The organism is Pseudomonas sp. NPDC089743 (assembly GCF_044748785.1).
Classification (GTDB): Bacteria; Pseudomonadota; Gammaproteobacteria; order Pseudomonadales; family Pseudomonadaceae; genus Aquipseudomonas; species Aquipseudomonas putida_X.
On the sequence record NZ_JBIVGS010000003.1, the window covers coordinates 259,982 to 274,817 of the forward strand.

The following is a 14,836-nucleotide window of genomic DNA, read 5'->3' on the forward strand; positions in this document are numbered from 1 at the left end:
AGATTGGCGGCGGGGGTGAAGCACTTCTTTGACAAGCCTTTGGGCAGGCCGGTATAGGGTTCCGATATCACCATCCCCCCCATCGCCGGCAAGCCGGCGATGGGGGCACGAAGCGCCCCCTTCGATCAGGAAACCGCCGCCTCGGCCGGTGACACGATACTGGTCTTGGCCCCGCGCGATCTCCCCGAGCTCAGGTAAGCCGCGATCGACTCCTGCGTCACCTCGCCCAGGAACACCTGCTCGGCATCCAGCACCGGCAACCACGCGCGGTTGAACTCGTACATCCGCGACAGCAGGATGCGCAGGTGCTCATCGTGCGAAGCCGTTGCATTGAACTGGCGCAGGAAGTCTGCACAGGTACCTTGCTGGCGGTGCATGTCGCGCCGGCGTACATACCCCAGCGCCTTGTTCTGCGCATCGGTGACCACCACATAGCGGCGATCGTGCTCGTCCAGCAGCTCCAGCGCATCGCCCACCGGCGTTTGTGGGCTTACCGAAGGGGCGTTGTCCGCCGCATCTTCGGCGCGCACCAGCAACAGGCGTTTCAAGGTGCTGTCCTGGCCCACGAAGTTGCTGACGAAGTCATCGACCGGGTGGGCCAGCAAGGTGTCCGGGTGGTCCAGCTGCAGCAACTTGCCGGCGCGGAAGATAGCAATCTTGTCGGCCAGCTTGATCGCTTCGTCGATGTCGTGGCTGACCATGATCACGGTCTTGTTCAGCGCCCGCTGCATCTCGAAAAACTCGTTCTGGATCATTTCGCGGTTGATCGGGTCGACGGCGCCGAACGGCTCGTCCATCAACAGCACCGGCGCGTCTGCAGCCAGCGCACGGATCACCCCGATGCGCTGTTGCTGGCCACCGGACAGTTCACGCGGGTAGCGTTGCAGATACTGCTTGGGCTCGAGCTTGATCATGTGCATCAGCTCGCGGGCGCGGTCGTGGCACTTTTGCTTGTCCCAGCCGAGCAGGCGCGGGACCACAGTGATGTTTTCCTCGATGGTCATGTTGGGGAACAGGCCGATCTGCTGGATCACATAGCCGATGTGGCGGCGCAAGGTCACTTCGTCCAGGCCGCTGGTGTCTTCGCCATTGATGAACACCTGCCCGGAGGTTGGCGTGATCAGGCGGTTGATCATCTTCAGCGTGGTGCTCTTGCCACAGCCCGAGGGGCCGAGGAACACGCAGATTTCGCCTTCGTTGACGGTCAGGCTGACCGCCTCGACGGCTTTGACGTCCTTGCCGTTGACGTTGAAGGTTTTGCTGAGGTTCTTGAGTTCGATCATGAGCGCAGTCCTTCTGGAGTCAGGGCACGTTGCAGGGTTTGCAGGAGCAGGTCGGCGATGATTGCCAGCAGGCTGACCAGTACGGCGCCAACCAGCAGCATCGACATGTCGCTACGGCTGATGGAGGTGAGGATGAGCACGCCCAGGCCACCGGCACCGATGGTCGCGGCAATGGTCATCACGCCGATGTTCATCACCACGGCAGTGCGCACGCCGGCGAGGATGACAGGCACGGCAATCGGTAGCTCGACCATGCGCAGGCGCTGGCCGAAGGTCATGCCGATACCGCGCGCGGCTTCACGGATGCCGGGCTCGACGTTGGTCAGGGCCAGGTAGGTGTTGCGCAGGATGGGCAGCAGTGAATAAAGGAACACCGCGGTGATCGCAGGCAATGGCCCCAGGCCCTGGCCGAATTTGGAGTAGAACGGCAGCAGCAGGCCGAACAGGGCAATCGACGGGATGGTCAGCAGCACTGTGGCGCTGGCCTGCAGTGGGCCGGCCACCACCGGGAAGCGGGTCATCAGGATGCCCAGCGGCACGCCGACCAGGATTGCCAGGCCAACGGCAATGCCGACCAGCATGATGTGCTGCCAGGTCAGTTGCAGCACCAGGGCCCAGTCGAGGTGGGCGAACGTATCGAGCAGGCTCATGGCTGCACCTCCTTGAGTGGGTGCTCACGCAGGAATGCTGCCGCCACGGCCGTCGGGCTCTGGTGTTCGACGTCGACCTTGGCATTGAGCTGGCGCATGGTCTGGTCATCGAGCTGCTCGGCCAGTGGCTTGAGCAGGGCGACCAGTTGCGGGTTGGCGTCGAGCACGGCCTTGCGCACCACCGGGGCAGCGGTGTAGTCGGGGAAGTAGTGCTTGTCGTCTTCCAGCAGCTTGAGGTTGAACGCACTCAGGCGGCCGTCCGTGGTGTAGACCAGGCCTGCGAACACCTGGTTGTTGTGCATGGCGGTATAGACCAGGCCGGCATCCATCTGCCTGATGTTGGCACGGCCGACTTGCAGGTCGTACATCTCCTTCAGGCCGACCAAGCCGTCGGGGCGGTTGGCGAACTCGGTGTCCAGGGCGATCAGGTGGTTGCGCTCGCGTTCGTCGCGCAGCACCTGATTGAGGTCACTGATCGTGTTGATTTGTGGGTAGGCCTCGGCGACCTGTTCAGGCAGGCCCAGGGCGTAGGTGTTGCTGAACTTGGTCGGGGTCAGCCAGATCAGGTCTTTCTTGGCGTCCAGCGCCTTGACCTTGGCGTAGGTGGCTTCGGCACTGGGCATGCGCTCCTCGATGTGGTTGTAGGACACCAGCGACACGCCGGTGTACTCCCACATCAAGTCCAGCTGGCCAGTCTCCTGGGCCTGGCGCGCGAGGCTGCTGCCAAGGCCGCCGGTGACGCGCACATCGAAGCCATTGGCGCGCAGGTATTGGGCGGTGATTTCGGCGAGTACGGTCTGTTCGGTGAACACCCGTGCGCCGATGCGCACCACGGGTTTTTCCGCCGCCTGGGCAAAGCCTGCGAACAGCAGGGCCGCGCCCAGTAGCAAGGCGATTCTCTTCTTCATACGTTCCCTCTTTTTATTGGGCCAGGCCACGTTCCAGCCAGCGCTTGCTGGAGAAACTCACCGCGGCATCCAGCGCCAGGGCCAGCAACGCCGTGCAGGCCGCGCCCAGCAGCAGCTGTGGCTGGTTGTTCAGGGCAATGCCGGGGAAGATCAGGCTGCCGAGGCTGTTGGCACCGATCAGGAACGCCAGGGGCGCAGTGCCCACGTTCAGCGCCAGAGCCACACGCACTCCACCGACGATGATCGGTACCGCATTGGGCAGTTCCACTTGCCAGAGTCGCTGGCGCGGGGTCATGCCGATGCCGGTGGCGGCTTCCTTGAGTGAGGCGGGGACGTTTTTCAGGCCTTCGTAGGTGTTGCGTACGATTGGCAGGAGGGAGGCGAGGAACAGCGCGAAGATTGCCGGCCCGGCGCCGATGCCCAGGACACTGAGCGCGATGGCCAGAACGGCCAGAGGGGGAATGGTGTTGCCAACGTTGAAGAACTGCATGAAGCGCTCGGCTTTGTCGACCCGGTGCGGTCGACTCAAGGCAATGCCGGCGGGGATGCCCACGGCCAACGCCGCCGCCATCGAAGCCAGCACCAATACCAGGTGCGCTTGCAGGTAGAACCCAAGATCGTCGCGATAACGCGCGATCGTGTCGATGCCGATCCAGTGGATCAGCAGGGCCAGGATGACGAGCACGGCGGCCCATCCCAACAGCCCTTTTCCGTAGCGTGTAGCCACAGGTGGACTCCTTGTGTTGTCGGCGAGCACACTCTTTTTATGGCCGGCCATGGCTGGCGGCGAGTGGTGTGTTCGCGATTAGCAGCGTGACGCTTGCGCAAGGCAGCAATCAGACCATGAGCCGAACCCCGTCGGGCCCGAAAATGCTGATCAAACCAGTCCCCAAGCGAAGCGGGTTGCAGGGGAGTGGACGTCTCCGAGGGCGTAAAGGTTCCCATCTGGGGCGGCATTTGGCCAGTGTTAATCACTGGGGCGAGTGTTTTTTCGTACTAAAAAACAACGTGAATCTTGCCTAAAGGCGTTGGTTTACCTGCTATCTGCCCCACCTGTGACGCTGGACAACTTTTCTGACCAGCAGGCGAATCGCGCCCGATCGAGCATCGTTGACCAACGGCGGGGATCAGATTTTGGTCCCTGCCCAACATCAGGTATGATATCGCCCCTTTTTGAATCCCCCAGTCAGGCGATTTCCCATGACCAACCAGGCCGCCGAAGTCGCGAAGCGCCGCACTTTCGCAATCATTTCCCACCCCGACGCCGGTAAGACCACCATCACCGAGAAACTCCTGCTGATGGGCAAGGCCATTGCCGTCGCCGGTACCGTGAAGTCGCGCAAGTCCGACCGCCACGCCACCTCCGACTGGATGGAAATGGAGAAGCAGCGCGGTATTTCCATCACCACCTCGGTGATGCAGTTCCCGTACCGCGAGCACATGATCAACCTGCTCGACACCCCCGGCCACGAAGACTTCTCGGAAGACACCTACCGCACGCTGACTGCGGTGGACTCGGCGCTGATGGTGCTCGACGGCGGTAAAGGTGTAGAACCGCGGACCATCGCCCTGATGGATGTCTGCCGCCTGCGCGACACGCCCATCGTCAGCTTCATCAACAAACTCGACCGTGACATCCGCGACCCGATCGAACTGCTCGACGAGATCGAAGCGGTACTGAAGATCAAGGCGGCGCCGATCACCTGGCCGATCGGGTGCTATCGCGACTTCAAGGGTGTGTACCACCTTGCCGGCGACTACATCATTGTCTACACCCCGGGCCACGGCCATGAGCGTACCGAGGCGAAGATCATCGAGAAACTCGACTCTGATGAAGCCCGTGCTCATCTGGGTGACGAGTATGACCGCTTCCTGGAGCAGCTCGAGTTGGTGCAGGGCGCCTGCCATGAGTTCGATCAGGACGAGTTCATCAGTGGCCAGCTGACGCCGGTGTTCTTCGGTACCGCACTGGGTAACTTCGGTGTCGACCATGTACTTGACGCCGTTGTCGACTGGGCGCCGCGCCCGCTGGCCCGTGTAGCCCACGAGCGTACGGTGGAGCCGGTCGAGGAGAAGTTCACCGGCTTCGTGTTCAAGATCCAGGCGAACATGGACCCGAAACACCGCGACCGCATCGCCTTCATGCGCATTTGCTCGGGCAAGTACGAGAAGGGCATGAAGATGCGTCACGTGCGTACCGGCAAGGACTTGCGTATCGGTGACGCGCTGACCTTCTTCTCGTCCGAGCGCGAGCAGCTCGAAGAAGCCTACGCCGGCGACATCATCGGCTTGCACAACCATGGCACCATTCAGATCGGCGACACCTTCAGCGAAGGCGAGGCGCTGGGCTTCACCGGTATCCCGCACTTCGCCCCGGAACTGTTCCGCCGCGTGCGCCTGAAGGACCCGCTGAAATCCAAGCAGCTGCGTCAGGGCCTGCAACAGCTGGCCGAAGAAGGTGCGACCCAGGTGTTCTTCCCTGAGCGCAGCAACGACATCATCCTCGGTGCGGTGGGTGTGCTGCAGTTCGACGTGGTCGCCAGCCGCCTGAAGGAAGAGTACAAGGTCGAGTGCGCCTACGAGCCTATCACCGTGTGGTCGGCACGCTGGATCAGCTGCGACGACAAGAAGAAGCTCGAAGACTTCCAGGTCAAGGCCATGGAAAACCTGGCGATCGACGGTGGCGGTCACCTGACCTACCTGGCACCGACCCGGGTCAACCTGTCGCTGATGGAAGAGCGCTGGCCGGACGTCAAGTTCCGCGCCACTCGCGAGCACCACTAAGGGCAGCGGCAAGCTTCAAGCTTCAAGCTGCAAGAGGAAGCGAGCCTGCGTTGGCCCGCTTTTCTTGCCGCTTGCCGCTTGCCGCTTGTAGCTTGCAGCTTGCAGCTTGCAGCTGCAGTCAGTTCCCGGCCTTGATGCTGGTCCAGATCCGCGTACGAATGCGGTCGATCTTTGCCGGCATCGCCTCCAGCGCGTACAGCTTGCCCATCATATCTTCGCTCGGATAAATCATGGTATTGCCCTTGAGGCTCGGGTCCACCAGGGCGTCGGCTTTGAGGTTGCCGTTGGCGTACTGCACATGGTTACTGATGTTGGCCATCACCTGCGGCTGCAACAGGTAATTCATGTAGGCATAGCCCGCCTTCTCATCCGGTGCATCGGCTGGCATGGCAACCATGTCGAACCACATCGGCGCGCCCTCCTTGGGGATCGAATAGCCGACCTTCACCCCATTCTTGGCTTCATCGGCGCGGTTCTTCGCCTGCAGCACATCACCCGAGAACCCTACAACCACGCAGATATCGCCATTGGCCAGGTCACCGGTGTACTTGGAAGAATGGAAGTAGCTGATGTACGGGCGCACCGTCATCAGCAGGTCCTTGGCCTTCTGGTAGTCCTTCGGGTCTTTGCTGTGGTGCGGCAGCCCCAGGTAGTGCAGGGCGATGGGTAACAGTTCAGGGCCGTTGTCGAGCACGGCGACCCCACAGCTCTTGAGCTTGCTCATGTACTCGGGCTTGAAGATCAGGTCCCACGAATCCACCGGGGCGTTGTCACCGAGCACGGCTTTGACCTTGTCGATGTTGTAGCCGATCCCGGTACTGCCCCACAGGTACGGAAAACCGTACTGGTTGCCAGGGTCGTTGACCTCCAGCGCCTTGAGCAGCACCGGGTTGAGGTTTTTCCAGTCGGGGAGCTGCGACTTGTCCAGCTTCTTCAGCGCCTTGCCCTGAATCTGTCGGGCCATGAAGTGGTTGGAGGGAAACACCACGTCGTAGCCTGAGTTACCGGTCATCAGCTTGCCGTCGAGGGTTTCGTTGCTGTCGTACACGTCGTAGGTCGGGCTGATGCCGGTGGTTTGCTGGAATTTCTGCAAGGTGTCGGGGGCCACGTAGCTGGACCAGTTGTAGATTTTTACCGAGTCGGCGGCATTGGCCACGCTGGCGGCCAGCATCAGTGGAGCGAGGAGGAGGGTGCGCATGTCGGGAGTACCTTGCTTTGTCTGTTGTTTTCGAAGGCAGGCGATCAGCGGATCAGAAGATGAGTACGTAGGTCTTGCGCACGGTTTCCTGGATATCCCAGATGCCCATGCTGTTGGCCGGTAGCATCAGTGCGTCTCCGGCTTCTATGTGAAGGGGTTGGCCGCCGTCGGGGGTGAACGTGCAGCGGCCCTTGATGAAGTGGCAGAACTCCTGTTGCGCGATCTGCCGCCGCCAGCGCCCGGGCGTGCATTCCCAGATGCCGGTTTCCACGCCATCGCTGCGCTCCACGCAGGTGACCGAGGTCACTGCCACGGGGTCGCCAAGCGGCACCGCAACCGGGTTGGAACTGTCCAGCACGGCGCTTTCGGTGTGTTTGAACTGGGTGATGCTCATTACCGTTGGATCCTGTGTGGGTGAAAGGAAAGTCAGCGCATGAAGCCTTCCATGAAGTCCGCCAGCGAGCTGGCCAGGCGCCGCCGCCATGGCACTGTGGCGGGGTTGGCGAGGGTTCGGTCTTCATGCACGAAGCTCTGGATGATCGCGTTGTAGCCCAGCCAGCGGCAGGGTTCGGGCGGCCAGCTGGCCATGCTCGACAGCGGACGGTTGTCGAGTACCCAGGGTTGTGCGGTCAGCTCGTTGTGCTGGTTGAGGATCAGCGCGGCCAAGGTGCGCCCACCGAGGTTGGTGGCGCCGACACCTTCTCCGCCATAACCGCCGGACAGGGCAATGCCGCGCTGGCGGTCACACAGCATGTGCGGGCGGAAGCGCCGGGCCATGCCCAGGTTGCCACCCCACGAATGGGTGATACGCACATGCTTGAGTTGTGGGAACAGCTCGCTGAACAGGTAGCGGCGCAGTTCGACTTCGGCCTCAGTCAGGGTGAAGTCTTCACGCAGCCTGCCACCGAAGCGGTAGCCACCGCGGGCGCCGAATACCAGGCGGTTGTCGGCGGTACGCTGGCCGTAGGTGACCTGGCGGCTGCTTTCGCTGAAGGCCTGGCCCTGGGTCAGGCCGATCTGCTCCCAGGTCGATTCGGGCAAGGGCTCGGTGGCCACCAGCAGGCTCTGCACCGGCAGTTGATGCTTGCCCAGCGGTGGTAGGCTGGCAGCGTAGCCCTCCACAGCAGGGACCATCCACTGGCAACGGATGCGCGCCAGGGGGGCACGGACTTCACCGGGCTGCCAGTCGACGGCGGGGGTGTTTTCGTAGATCGGCACGCCCAGCGCTTCCACAGCCCGGGCCAGGCCACGCACCAGCTTGGCCGGTTGGATGGTCGCGGTATGCGGGCTGTAGATCGCGCCGTAGGCGTTGCTCACGCGCAGCTGTAGGTCCAGTTGCTCGGGGCGCAGCCAGCGGTAGTCATCCTCGGTCATGCCTTGGCGGTAAAGGTCATCGAGGTAGGCACGCAGGCTGCGCTCCTGTTCCGGGTAGCGCGCCGCACAATACAGCACGCCGCCTTTGCGGTAGTCGCAATCGATGCCTTCGCGTTGCAGCACGCTGTGGACTTCGTCGGGGATGCCATGCAGCAGGTCGATGCTGGCGCGGCGCTGTTGCGGCGACAGGGTGGCGAGCAGGCGGTCTTCACCGAGCATGTTGCCCATCAGCCAGCCGCCATTGCGCCCAGAGGCGCCAAAGCCGGCAATGTTGGCCTCGATCACGGCGATGTTCAGCTGTGGCGCCTGGCGCTTGAGGTAGTAGGCGGTCCACAGCCCGGTGTAGCCAGCGCCGATGATGCACACATCGACGTCGAGGTCTTCGCGCAGGGCGGGGCGGGCGCACAGCGGCTCTTCGAGCTGGTCCATCCACAGGCTGAGCGTGCGCAAAGGTTGCATCGGGTTCGGCTCCACATCCGTCAAGGTCTGTGGGCGATCCTAGTGGCGTTGGGGGATGGCTGTCTTACGTGCGTGCACGCAGGGAAATTTGCTTCAGATAGGCCTTGGGCGTAAGCCCGGTATGTTCGCGGAAGCACTTGTAGAACGCCGACAGGGAGTTGAAGCCCGCGCTGAACGCCAGGTCGTCGATCGGCGCCTCGACGCTTGCGTCATCCAGGCTGGCCATCAGGTGCTGCAGCCGGGCCTGGTTGACGTAGCGGTAGAAGCTCTGCCCCAGCACCTGGTTGAGCAGGTAGGAGATCTGGTTGCGGCTGTAGCCGCTGGCGTCGGCGACCTGTTGCAGGTCCAGGTCCGGGTCAAGGTAGGGGCGCTGGCGCTGGAAGTAGTGCTCCAAGTCTTGGGCCATGGTCGACAGCTGCCGCGGTGACAGGCCCAGGCGGCTGGTCGCCGGGCGCGGACCATGGCTGACCGTGGCTGCGTTGCCATGGCGCACCAGGGTGGCGTACTCATTGACCCGCCAGATCAGCCCGTCCTTGACCGTGATCGCTTCGCTGGACTGAAAGGCCACCAAGCCTTCACCGCCCTGCACCGTGACCTGGTACTGGATGAATGCCGTGCTGCCGTCTACGCGGATGCGGTCACCATGGACGATGTCCTCGCCAGCCTCGTGGGGCAGGCTGGCGCGGACGTAGTCACGCAACGCGTCGTAACCGAGTACGCGGTTCTGGAAAAAGTCGTGGTACTGCACGTCCGGGTGATACAGCGCAATCACCCCGTCGAGGTCGCGGTGCTTCCAGCACAGGTGGTAGCGCAGGACGGTTTCGGCGGTGATGGGCGTTTGCTCAGGGCCGTCGGCAAGGAGGATTGGGGTCATGGGTTGATAGTGCCGGGGAGGGGGCAAGCAGGCAAGCCTGCGGGCCCTGGGATGCGTGGGGCCGGCCTTCGCGAGCGTTGCATAAACCCTGAGTCGCGTGCCTCGATTCGGGTGTTTTGCACGGTCCTAGGACGCGCGCTTGAGCTAAGCCATTGATTTGGCTGCATGTCATTTTTTGACACAACTGGCACAGCCGCTGCAATGGTTAATGCGCGAATGGAATTTTCGCTAACAACATAAAGGCGCACACATCATGATCACCCCTGCCGACTATCCCGTTGTAGATACGCAAAGCCGCTCTGGTGTTTCCTGGGCGGCGATCTTCGCTGGCGCGGCCGCCGCTGCGTCGGTGTCCCTGATACTTGTGGTACTGGGCGCCGGTCTTGGCTTTGCGGCCACCTCGCCGTGGGCTGACGAAGGCGCGAGTGCAAAAGCGCTGGGCGTTTCGACCATCGTCTGGCTGCTGGTGACCCAGATCATTGCTTCAGGCCTCGGCGGTTACATCGCGGGTCGGCTGCGTGTGAAGTGGGCAAACTTGCACGGCGATGAAGTGTACTTCCGTGATACCGCCCATGGCTTCCTATCCTGGGCGGTGGCCACTTTGGTAGCAGCGATGCTGATACTGGGTGCTGCCGGTAACCTGGTGGGCGCAGGGGCCAGTGCGGCTTCCCAGGCGGCCACCGTATCTGCCGCCGCAGGTGCTTCGTCGGCCACCAGTAGTGACAATGACTCGATGGGCTACTTCGTCGATAGCCTGTTCCGTGGCGACGGCCCGGCGCCGGTCAGCGAGGATGCTGCAAATGGCGTAGCGGCCCGCATTCTGGCTAAGGGTATTGCAGGAGACGGCGCGTTGCCCGCCGAGGACCGCGCCTACCTGGCGCAGTTGGTCGCACAGCGTACCCGCCTGAGCCAGGCCGAAGCTGAAGCGCGCGTGGACCAGGTGATGGCCCAGGTACAACAACTGAAGACCGATGCCAAACAAGCAGCTGACACCGCTGCCAAGGTCGCTGCCTGGACAGCGCTGTGGACCTTCGTCGCGTTGCTGTGTGGGGCCTTCTTCGCCAGCTTGGCTGCCCTGTATGGCGGTCGTCTGCGTGACCGGGTGCAGTGGGTTGAGGGCGACTACGTTCCACACCGCACCGTTCAACGTTAAACAAGGAGAATTACCATGCGCTCGATACTGCTGTGGATGCTTGGGGTACCGATTCCGGTGATCATTCTGATCGCGATATTCATGCATTGAGGCATTAGGGGCCGCAGTGCGGCCCAACGCCGGCAAGCCAGCTCCAGGTTCAGCGCTGTTGACGAAGCAGTGCACTATCTGGAGCTGGCTTGCCGGCGATGGAGGCTAAGCCCCTTTAAAGAAACTGCTCGGCGTAATGACACGCCACCTGCCGGCTCCCCACTTGCCGAAACGCTGGCTCTTCCTTGCCACACCGCTCGGTCGCATACGGGCAGCGTTTGTGAAATGCGCACCCATCCGGGGGATTGAGCGGATTGGGCAGCTCACCGGCAATGCGGATCTTCGGCTTCAACGGGTCCGGGTGAATCGCCGGTGTCGCGGAAAGCAGTGCCTGGGTGTACGGGTGCAGCGGCTTTTCGTAGATATCTTCCTTCGGCCCCATCTCTGCCGGCCGCCCCAGGTACATCACCAGCACCTGGTCCGCCACATGCCGCACCACCGCCAGGTTGTGCGAGATGAAGACGTAGGCGGTGTTGAACTCCTTCTGCAGGTCCATGAACAAGTTCAACACCTGCGCCTGGATCGATACGTCCAGCGCAGAGGTCGGTTCGTCGGCCACCAGCACCTTGGGTTGCAGCATCATCGCCCGGGCCAGGGCGATGCGCTGGCGCTGGCCGCCCGAGAACATGTGCGGGTAGCGCTGGTAGTGCTCAGGCCGCAAGCCCACCTGCTCCATCATCTTCTGCACTTTTTCGCGGCGCTCGGCCTTGCTCAACGAGGTGTTGATCAGCAGCGGCTCGGCCAACTGATCGCCGATTTTCTGCCGTGGGTTGAGCGAGGCATAGGGGCTCTGGAACACCATCTGGACGTCGCGGCGTAGCTGCTTTCGCTCGCTTTTGCTGGCGCCTTTGACCTCGGTGCCGTCGATCTGCAACGAGCCGGAGGAGGGCTCTTCGATCAATGTCAGTGCGCGCGCCAGCGTGGACTTGCCACAACCGGACTCACCCACCACGGCCAGCGTCTTGCCGGCTTCCAGTTCGAATGACACACCATTGAGTGCGCGTACCAGGGCCTGGCACTTGAACAGCCCGCGGGACACTTCGTAATGCCGGGTCAGCTCCCGAGCGGTTAGAACGACGCTCATCACGCCACCTCCTGGTTCAGCGGGTAGAAGCAACGCACCAGGCTATGGGCCTGAGGGTCAAGGGGCGGGCGTTGGCGCCGGCAGTTGTCCTGCACGTATGGGCAGCGTGGCGAGAGCAGGCAGCCGGCCGGGCGGTCGTAACGGCCGGGGACGATGCCGGGCAGCGTGGCCAGGCGTTCGGCGCCGATGCTGTGTTCAGGGATTGCCGCCAGCAGCGCTTCGCTGTACGGGTGCGCGGGCACGTCGAACAGCTCAGGCACCTGGCCCACTTCCACGGCTTGGCCGGCGTACATGACGCAGACGCGCTTGGCGGTTTCGGCGACCACGGCCAGGTCATGGGTGATCAGGATGAGCGCCATGTTGCGCTCTTGCTGCAGGTTGACCAGCAGTTCCATGATCTGCGCCTGGATGGTCACGTCCAGCGCCGTGGTCGGCTCGTCGGCGATCAGCAGCTTCGGCTCGCCGGCAATGGCCATGGCAATCGCCACCCGCTGGCTCATGCCACCGGACAGTTGGTGCGGGTAAGCGTCCAGGCGGCTTTCGGCGGCCGGGATCTCGACCTTCTTCAAAAGCTCCAGCGCACGCTGGCGCGCAGCCTTGCCCTTCAGGCCCAGGTGCTGTCGCAGCACTTCCTCGATCTGGAAGCCTACGGTGTAGCTGGGGTTGAGCGCGGTCATCGGGTCCTGGAAGACCATGGCGATGTCCTTGCCCACCACCTTGCGCCGCTGACGGCCGCTGAGCTTGAGCATGTCGGTGCCGTCGAATGTCAGGGCGTCGGCGGTGATGCGCCCGGGGGCATCGATCAGGCCCATCAGGGCCATCATGGTGACCGATTTGCCCGAGCCGGACTCACCGACGATCGCCAGGATTTCGCCGGCGTCGACCATCAGGTCAAGGCCGTCCACCACGGGCACCGCATTGGCATCGCCGAAGCGCACGTTGAGGTTGTCGATTTGTAAAAGTGGCATGGCGTTCTCCTCAGGCGGCGTTCTTGAGTTTCGGGTCCAGCGCATCGCGCAGGCCGTCGCCCATCAGGTTGATTGCCAGCACACTGAGCAGGATGGTCAGGCCAGGCAGGCTCACGACCCACCAGGCGCGCTCAATGTAGTCCCGGGCCGAAGCCAGCATGGTGCCCCACTCCGGGGTCGGGGGTTGTACACCCAGGCCCAGGAAGCCCAGCGCAGCGGCGTCGAGGATGGCCGAGGAGAAGCTCAAGGTCGCCTGCACGATCAGGGGCGCCATGCAGTTGGGCAGCACGGTGACGAACATCAGCCGTGGCAACCCTGCGCCAGCCAGGCGCGCGGCGGTCACGTAGTCGCGGTTCAGCTCGCCCATCACGGCAGCACGGGTCAGGCGCACGTAGGACGGCAGCGAGACGATGGCGATGGCGATCACGGTGTTGATCAGGCCAGGGCCGAGGATGGCGACGATCGCCACGGCCAGCAGCAGCGACGGCAGGGCCAGCATCACGTCCATCAGGCGCATGATCGACGGGCCGAGCAAGCGCGGGAAGAAGCCGGCAAACAGGCCCAGCAGGATGCCCGGGATCAGCGACATCACCACCGACGACAGGCCGATCAGCAACGACAGCCGGGCGCCCTGGATCAGCCGCGAGAGCATGTCACGGCCCAGTTCGTCGGTGCCGAGGATGAATTGCCAGGTACCACCTTCGAGCCATACCGGCGGGGTCAGCAGGAAGTCACGGTACTGTTCGCTCGGGTCATGCGGCGCTACCCACGGCGCGAACAGCGCGCAGAACACCACCACACACATGAAGGCCAGGCCCATCACCGCACCTTTGTTGCGCGAGAAGGCATGCCAGAATTCTTTGTAGGGCGAGGGGTAGAGCAAGCTTTGGTCCACCGGGCTGGCCGGTGTCACGGAATTGGGAATCGGGCTAGTCATGACGAAGGCCTCAGCGCTGATGACGGATGCGTGGGTTGGCCAGGCCGTAGAGGATGTCCACGACGAAGTTGACCAGGATCACCAGGCAGGCGATCAACAAGATGCCGTTCTGGACCACGGGATAGTCACGGGCGCCGATGGCTTCGATCAGCCACTTGCCGATGCCCGGCCAGGAAAAGATGGTTTCGGTCAGCACCGCACCGGCCAGCAGCGTGCCCACCTGCAGGCCGAACACGGTCAGCACCGGGATCAGCGCATTGCGCAGGCCGTGCACGAACACCACCCGGGCTGGCGACAGGCCTTTGGCGCGCGCGGTGCGGATGTAGTCTTCGCGCAGCACTTCGAGCATGGACGAGCGGGTCATGCGGGCGATCACCGCCAAGGGGATGGTGCCGAGGACGATGGCTGGCAGGATCAGGTGCATCACCGCATCCTTGAACGCGCCTTCTTCGTCACTGAGCAGGGTGTCGATGAGCATGAAGCCGGTTTTCGGCTCGATGTCGTACAGCAGGTCGATACGCCCGGAGACCGGCGTCCAGCCCAGGCTCACCGAGAAGAACATGATCAGGATCAGGCCCCACCAGAAAATCGGCATCGAATAGCCGGCCAGGGAGATACCCATGACCCCGTGATCGAACAGCGAGCCCCGCTTGAGCGCAGCGATCACGCCGGCCAGCAGGCCAACGATGCCGGCGAACAGCAGCGCGGCGAAGGCCAGCTCCAGGGTGGCGGGGAACAGGGTGAGGAACTCGCGCCATACGCTTTCACGGGTGCGCAGCGACTCGCCAAGGTCCCCCTGGGCGAGCTTGCCCACGTAATCCAGGTACTGAGCGGGCAGGGGCTTGTTCAGGCCCAGGCGCTCCATGGCCTGGGCATGCATTTCGGGGTCGACTCTGCGCTCGCCCATCATCACTTCCACCGGGTCGCCGGGGATCAGGCGTATGAGCGCGAAGGTCAGCAAGGTGATGCCGAAAAACGTCGGTATCAGCAGGCCCAGGCGCCGGGCAATAAAACTCAACATTGTCAGGGTTACCTCATCAGCCGTTGTACGGCGGTGCCGCCGGTGCCCGTGTG

14 protein-coding genes are annotated in these 14,836 nt (G+C 63.0%); 2 read left to right on the plus strand and 12 right to left on the minus strand.

The genetic code is table 11. The features are described from left to right. Positions 1 to 125: 125 nt before the first annotated feature. From ACIPZC_RS08025 to ACIPZC_RS08040, 4 genes are read right to left on the minus strand one after another with little or no spacing between them, the layout of a single operon-like run. A complete protein-coding gene (locus ACIPZC_RS08025; RefSeq protein WP_349974811.1) occupies positions 126 to 1,283 on the minus strand; it encodes an ABC transporter ATP-binding protein in 1,158 nt (385 codons plus the stop codon). Then, on the minus strand, positions 1,280 to 1,933 hold the full coding sequence (locus tag ACIPZC_RS08030) for an ABC transporter permease (protein ID WP_012316120.1): 654 nt from the start codon (positions 1,931 to 1,933) through the stop codon (positions 1,280 to 1,282). Before ACIPZC_RS08030 ends, ACIPZC_RS08025 begins: the two co-directional genes overlap by 4 nt. Continuing rightward, positions 1,930 to 2,841, minus strand: coding sequence for a glycine betaine ABC transporter substrate-binding protein (locus tag ACIPZC_RS08035; protein ID WP_241804199.1), 912 nt, complete (start codon positions 2,839 to 2,841; stop codon positions 1,930 to 1,932). The genes ACIPZC_RS08030 and ACIPZC_RS08035 overlap by 4 nt, the downstream gene beginning before the upstream one ends. A 13-nt stretch (positions 2,842 to 2,854) precedes the next feature. After that, positions 2,855 to 3,568 (minus strand): ABC transporter permease, encoded by a 714-nt coding sequence (locus ACIPZC_RS08040; protein ID WP_241804200.1) that lies wholly within the window; start codon positions 3,566 to 3,568, stop codon positions 2,855 to 2,857. Between the two features lie 473 nt (positions 3,569 to 4,041). Between ACIPZC_RS08040 and ACIPZC_RS08045 the strand changes: the two genes are divergently transcribed. After that, on the plus strand, positions 4,042 to 5,625 hold the full coding sequence (locus tag ACIPZC_RS08045) for a peptide chain release factor 3 (RefSeq protein ID WP_400626087.1): 1,584 nt from the start codon (positions 4,042 to 4,044) through the stop codon (positions 5,623 to 5,625). Positions 5,626 to 5,743: 118 nt separating this feature from the next. On the opposite strand, the gene ACIPZC_RS08050 is transcribed toward ACIPZC_RS08045, so the two are convergent. From ACIPZC_RS08050 to ACIPZC_RS08065, 4 genes are all read right to left on the minus strand, one after another. Further along, a complete protein-coding gene (locus ACIPZC_RS08050; RefSeq protein ID WP_400626089.1) occupies positions 5,744 to 6,823 on the minus strand; it encodes a polyamine ABC transporter substrate-binding protein in 1,080 nt (359 codons plus the stop codon). 52 nt (positions 6,824 to 6,875) lie between these two features. Then, positions 6,876 to 7,217, minus strand: a complete 342-nt coding sequence (locus tag ACIPZC_RS08055; protein ID WP_400626091.1) for a cupin domain-containing protein — start codon at positions 7,215 to 7,217, stop codon at positions 6,876 to 6,878. 32 nt (positions 7,218 to 7,249) lie between these two features. Continuing rightward, a complete protein-coding gene (locus tag ACIPZC_RS08060; protein WP_400626093.1) occupies positions 7,250 to 8,656 on the minus strand; it encodes an NAD(P)/FAD-dependent oxidoreductase in 1,407 nt (468 codons plus the stop codon). 64 nt (positions 8,657 to 8,720) lie between these two features. Further along, entirely contained in the window at positions 8,721 to 9,530 is an 810-nt protein-coding gene (locus ACIPZC_RS08065; protein WP_349974807.1) for a nuclear transport factor 2 family protein, read from the minus strand. A gap of 253 nt (positions 9,531 to 9,783) precedes the next feature. Here ACIPZC_RS08065 and ACIPZC_RS08070 point away from each other — a divergent pair, with 253 nt between their 5' ends. Beyond that, positions 9,784 to 10,683 carry a hypothetical protein gene (locus tag ACIPZC_RS08070; RefSeq protein WP_267818552.1) on the plus strand — a complete coding sequence of 300 codons (900 nt, stop codon included), beginning with the start codon at positions 9,784 to 9,786 and terminating at the stop codon, positions 10,681 to 10,683. A gap of 205 nt (positions 10,684 to 10,888) precedes the next feature. On the opposite strand, the gene ACIPZC_RS08075 is transcribed toward ACIPZC_RS08070, so the two are convergent. The 4 genes from ACIPZC_RS08075 to ACIPZC_RS08090 are packed head-to-tail and all read right to left on the minus strand — an operon-like array spanning position 10,889 to position 14,783. Continuing rightward, positions 10,889 to 11,857, minus strand: coding sequence for a peptide ABC transporter ATP-binding protein (locus ACIPZC_RS08075; RefSeq protein WP_400626096.1), 969 nt, complete (start codon positions 11,855 to 11,857; stop codon positions 10,889 to 10,891). Next, positions 11,857 to 12,825: an ABC transporter ATP-binding protein gene (locus ACIPZC_RS08080; protein WP_400626098.1), complete on the minus strand. Its 969-nt coding sequence runs from the start codon at positions 12,823 to 12,825 to the stop codon at positions 11,857 to 11,859. Before ACIPZC_RS08080 ends, ACIPZC_RS08075 begins: the two co-directional genes overlap by 1 nt. 10 nt (positions 12,826 to 12,835) lie before the next feature. Then, complete coding sequence (locus ACIPZC_RS08085; RefSeq protein WP_241804208.1) at positions 12,836 to 13,762, minus strand: ABC transporter permease subunit; 927 nt, start codon at positions 13,760 to 13,762, stop codon at positions 12,836 to 12,838. Positions 13,763 to 13,772: 10 nt separating this feature from the next. Next, positions 13,773 to 14,783: an ABC transporter permease subunit gene (locus ACIPZC_RS08090; protein WP_241804209.1), complete on the minus strand. Its 1,011-nt coding sequence runs from the start codon at positions 14,781 to 14,783 to the stop codon at positions 13,773 to 13,775. Positions 14,784 to 14,836 lie beyond the last annotated feature (53 nt).

Bases quoted from the DNA above. Each gene is read 5' to 3' on its own strand.
- ACIPZC_RS08025 (WP_349974811.1), bottom strand. From the start codon at position 1,283: ATGATCGAACTCAAGAACCTCAGCAAAACCTTCAACGTCAACGGCAAG.
- ACIPZC_RS08030 (WP_012316120.1), bottom strand. From the start codon at position 1,933: ATGAGCCTGCTCGATACGTTCGCCCACCTCGACTGGGCCCTGGTGCTG.
- ACIPZC_RS08035 (WP_241804199.1), bottom strand. From the start codon at position 2,841: ATGAAGAAGAGAATCGCCTTGCTACTGGGCGCGGCCCTGCTGTTCGCA.
- ACIPZC_RS08045 (WP_400626087.1), top strand. From the start codon at position 4,042: ATGACCAACCAGGCCGCCGAAGTCGCGAAGCGCCGCACTTTCGCAATC.
- ACIPZC_RS08050 (WP_400626089.1), bottom strand. From the start codon at position 6,823: ATGCGCACCCTCCTCCTCGCTCCACTGATGCTGGCCGCCAGCGTGGCC.
- ACIPZC_RS08055 (WP_400626091.1), bottom strand. From the start codon at position 7,217: ATGAGCATCACCCAGTTCAAACACACCGAAAGCGCCGTGCTGGACAGT.
- ACIPZC_RS08060 (WP_400626093.1), bottom strand. From the start codon at position 8,656: ATGCAACCTTTGCGCACGCTCAGCCTGTGGATGGACCAGCTCGAAGAG.
- ACIPZC_RS08065 (WP_349974807.1), bottom strand. From the start codon at position 9,530: ATGACCCCAATCCTCCTTGCCGACGGCCCTGAGCAAACGCCCATCACC.
- ACIPZC_RS08070 (WP_267818552.1), top strand. From the start codon at position 9,784: ATGATCACCCCTGCCGACTATCCCGTTGTAGATACGCAAAGCCGCTCT.
- ACIPZC_RS08075 (WP_400626096.1), bottom strand. From the start codon at position 11,857: ATGAGCGTCGTTCTAACCGCTCGGGAGCTGACCCGGCATTACGAAGTG.
- ACIPZC_RS08080 (WP_400626098.1), bottom strand. From the start codon at position 12,825: ATGCCACTTTTACAAATCGACAACCTCAACGTGCGCTTCGGCGATGCC.
- ACIPZC_RS08085 (WP_241804208.1), bottom strand. From the start codon at position 13,762: ATGACTAGCCCGATTCCCAATTCCGTGACACCGGCCAGCCCGGTGGAC.
- ACIPZC_RS08090 (WP_241804209.1), bottom strand. From the start codon at position 14,783: ATGTTGAGTTTTATTGCCCGGCGCCTGGGCCTGCTGATACCGACGTTT.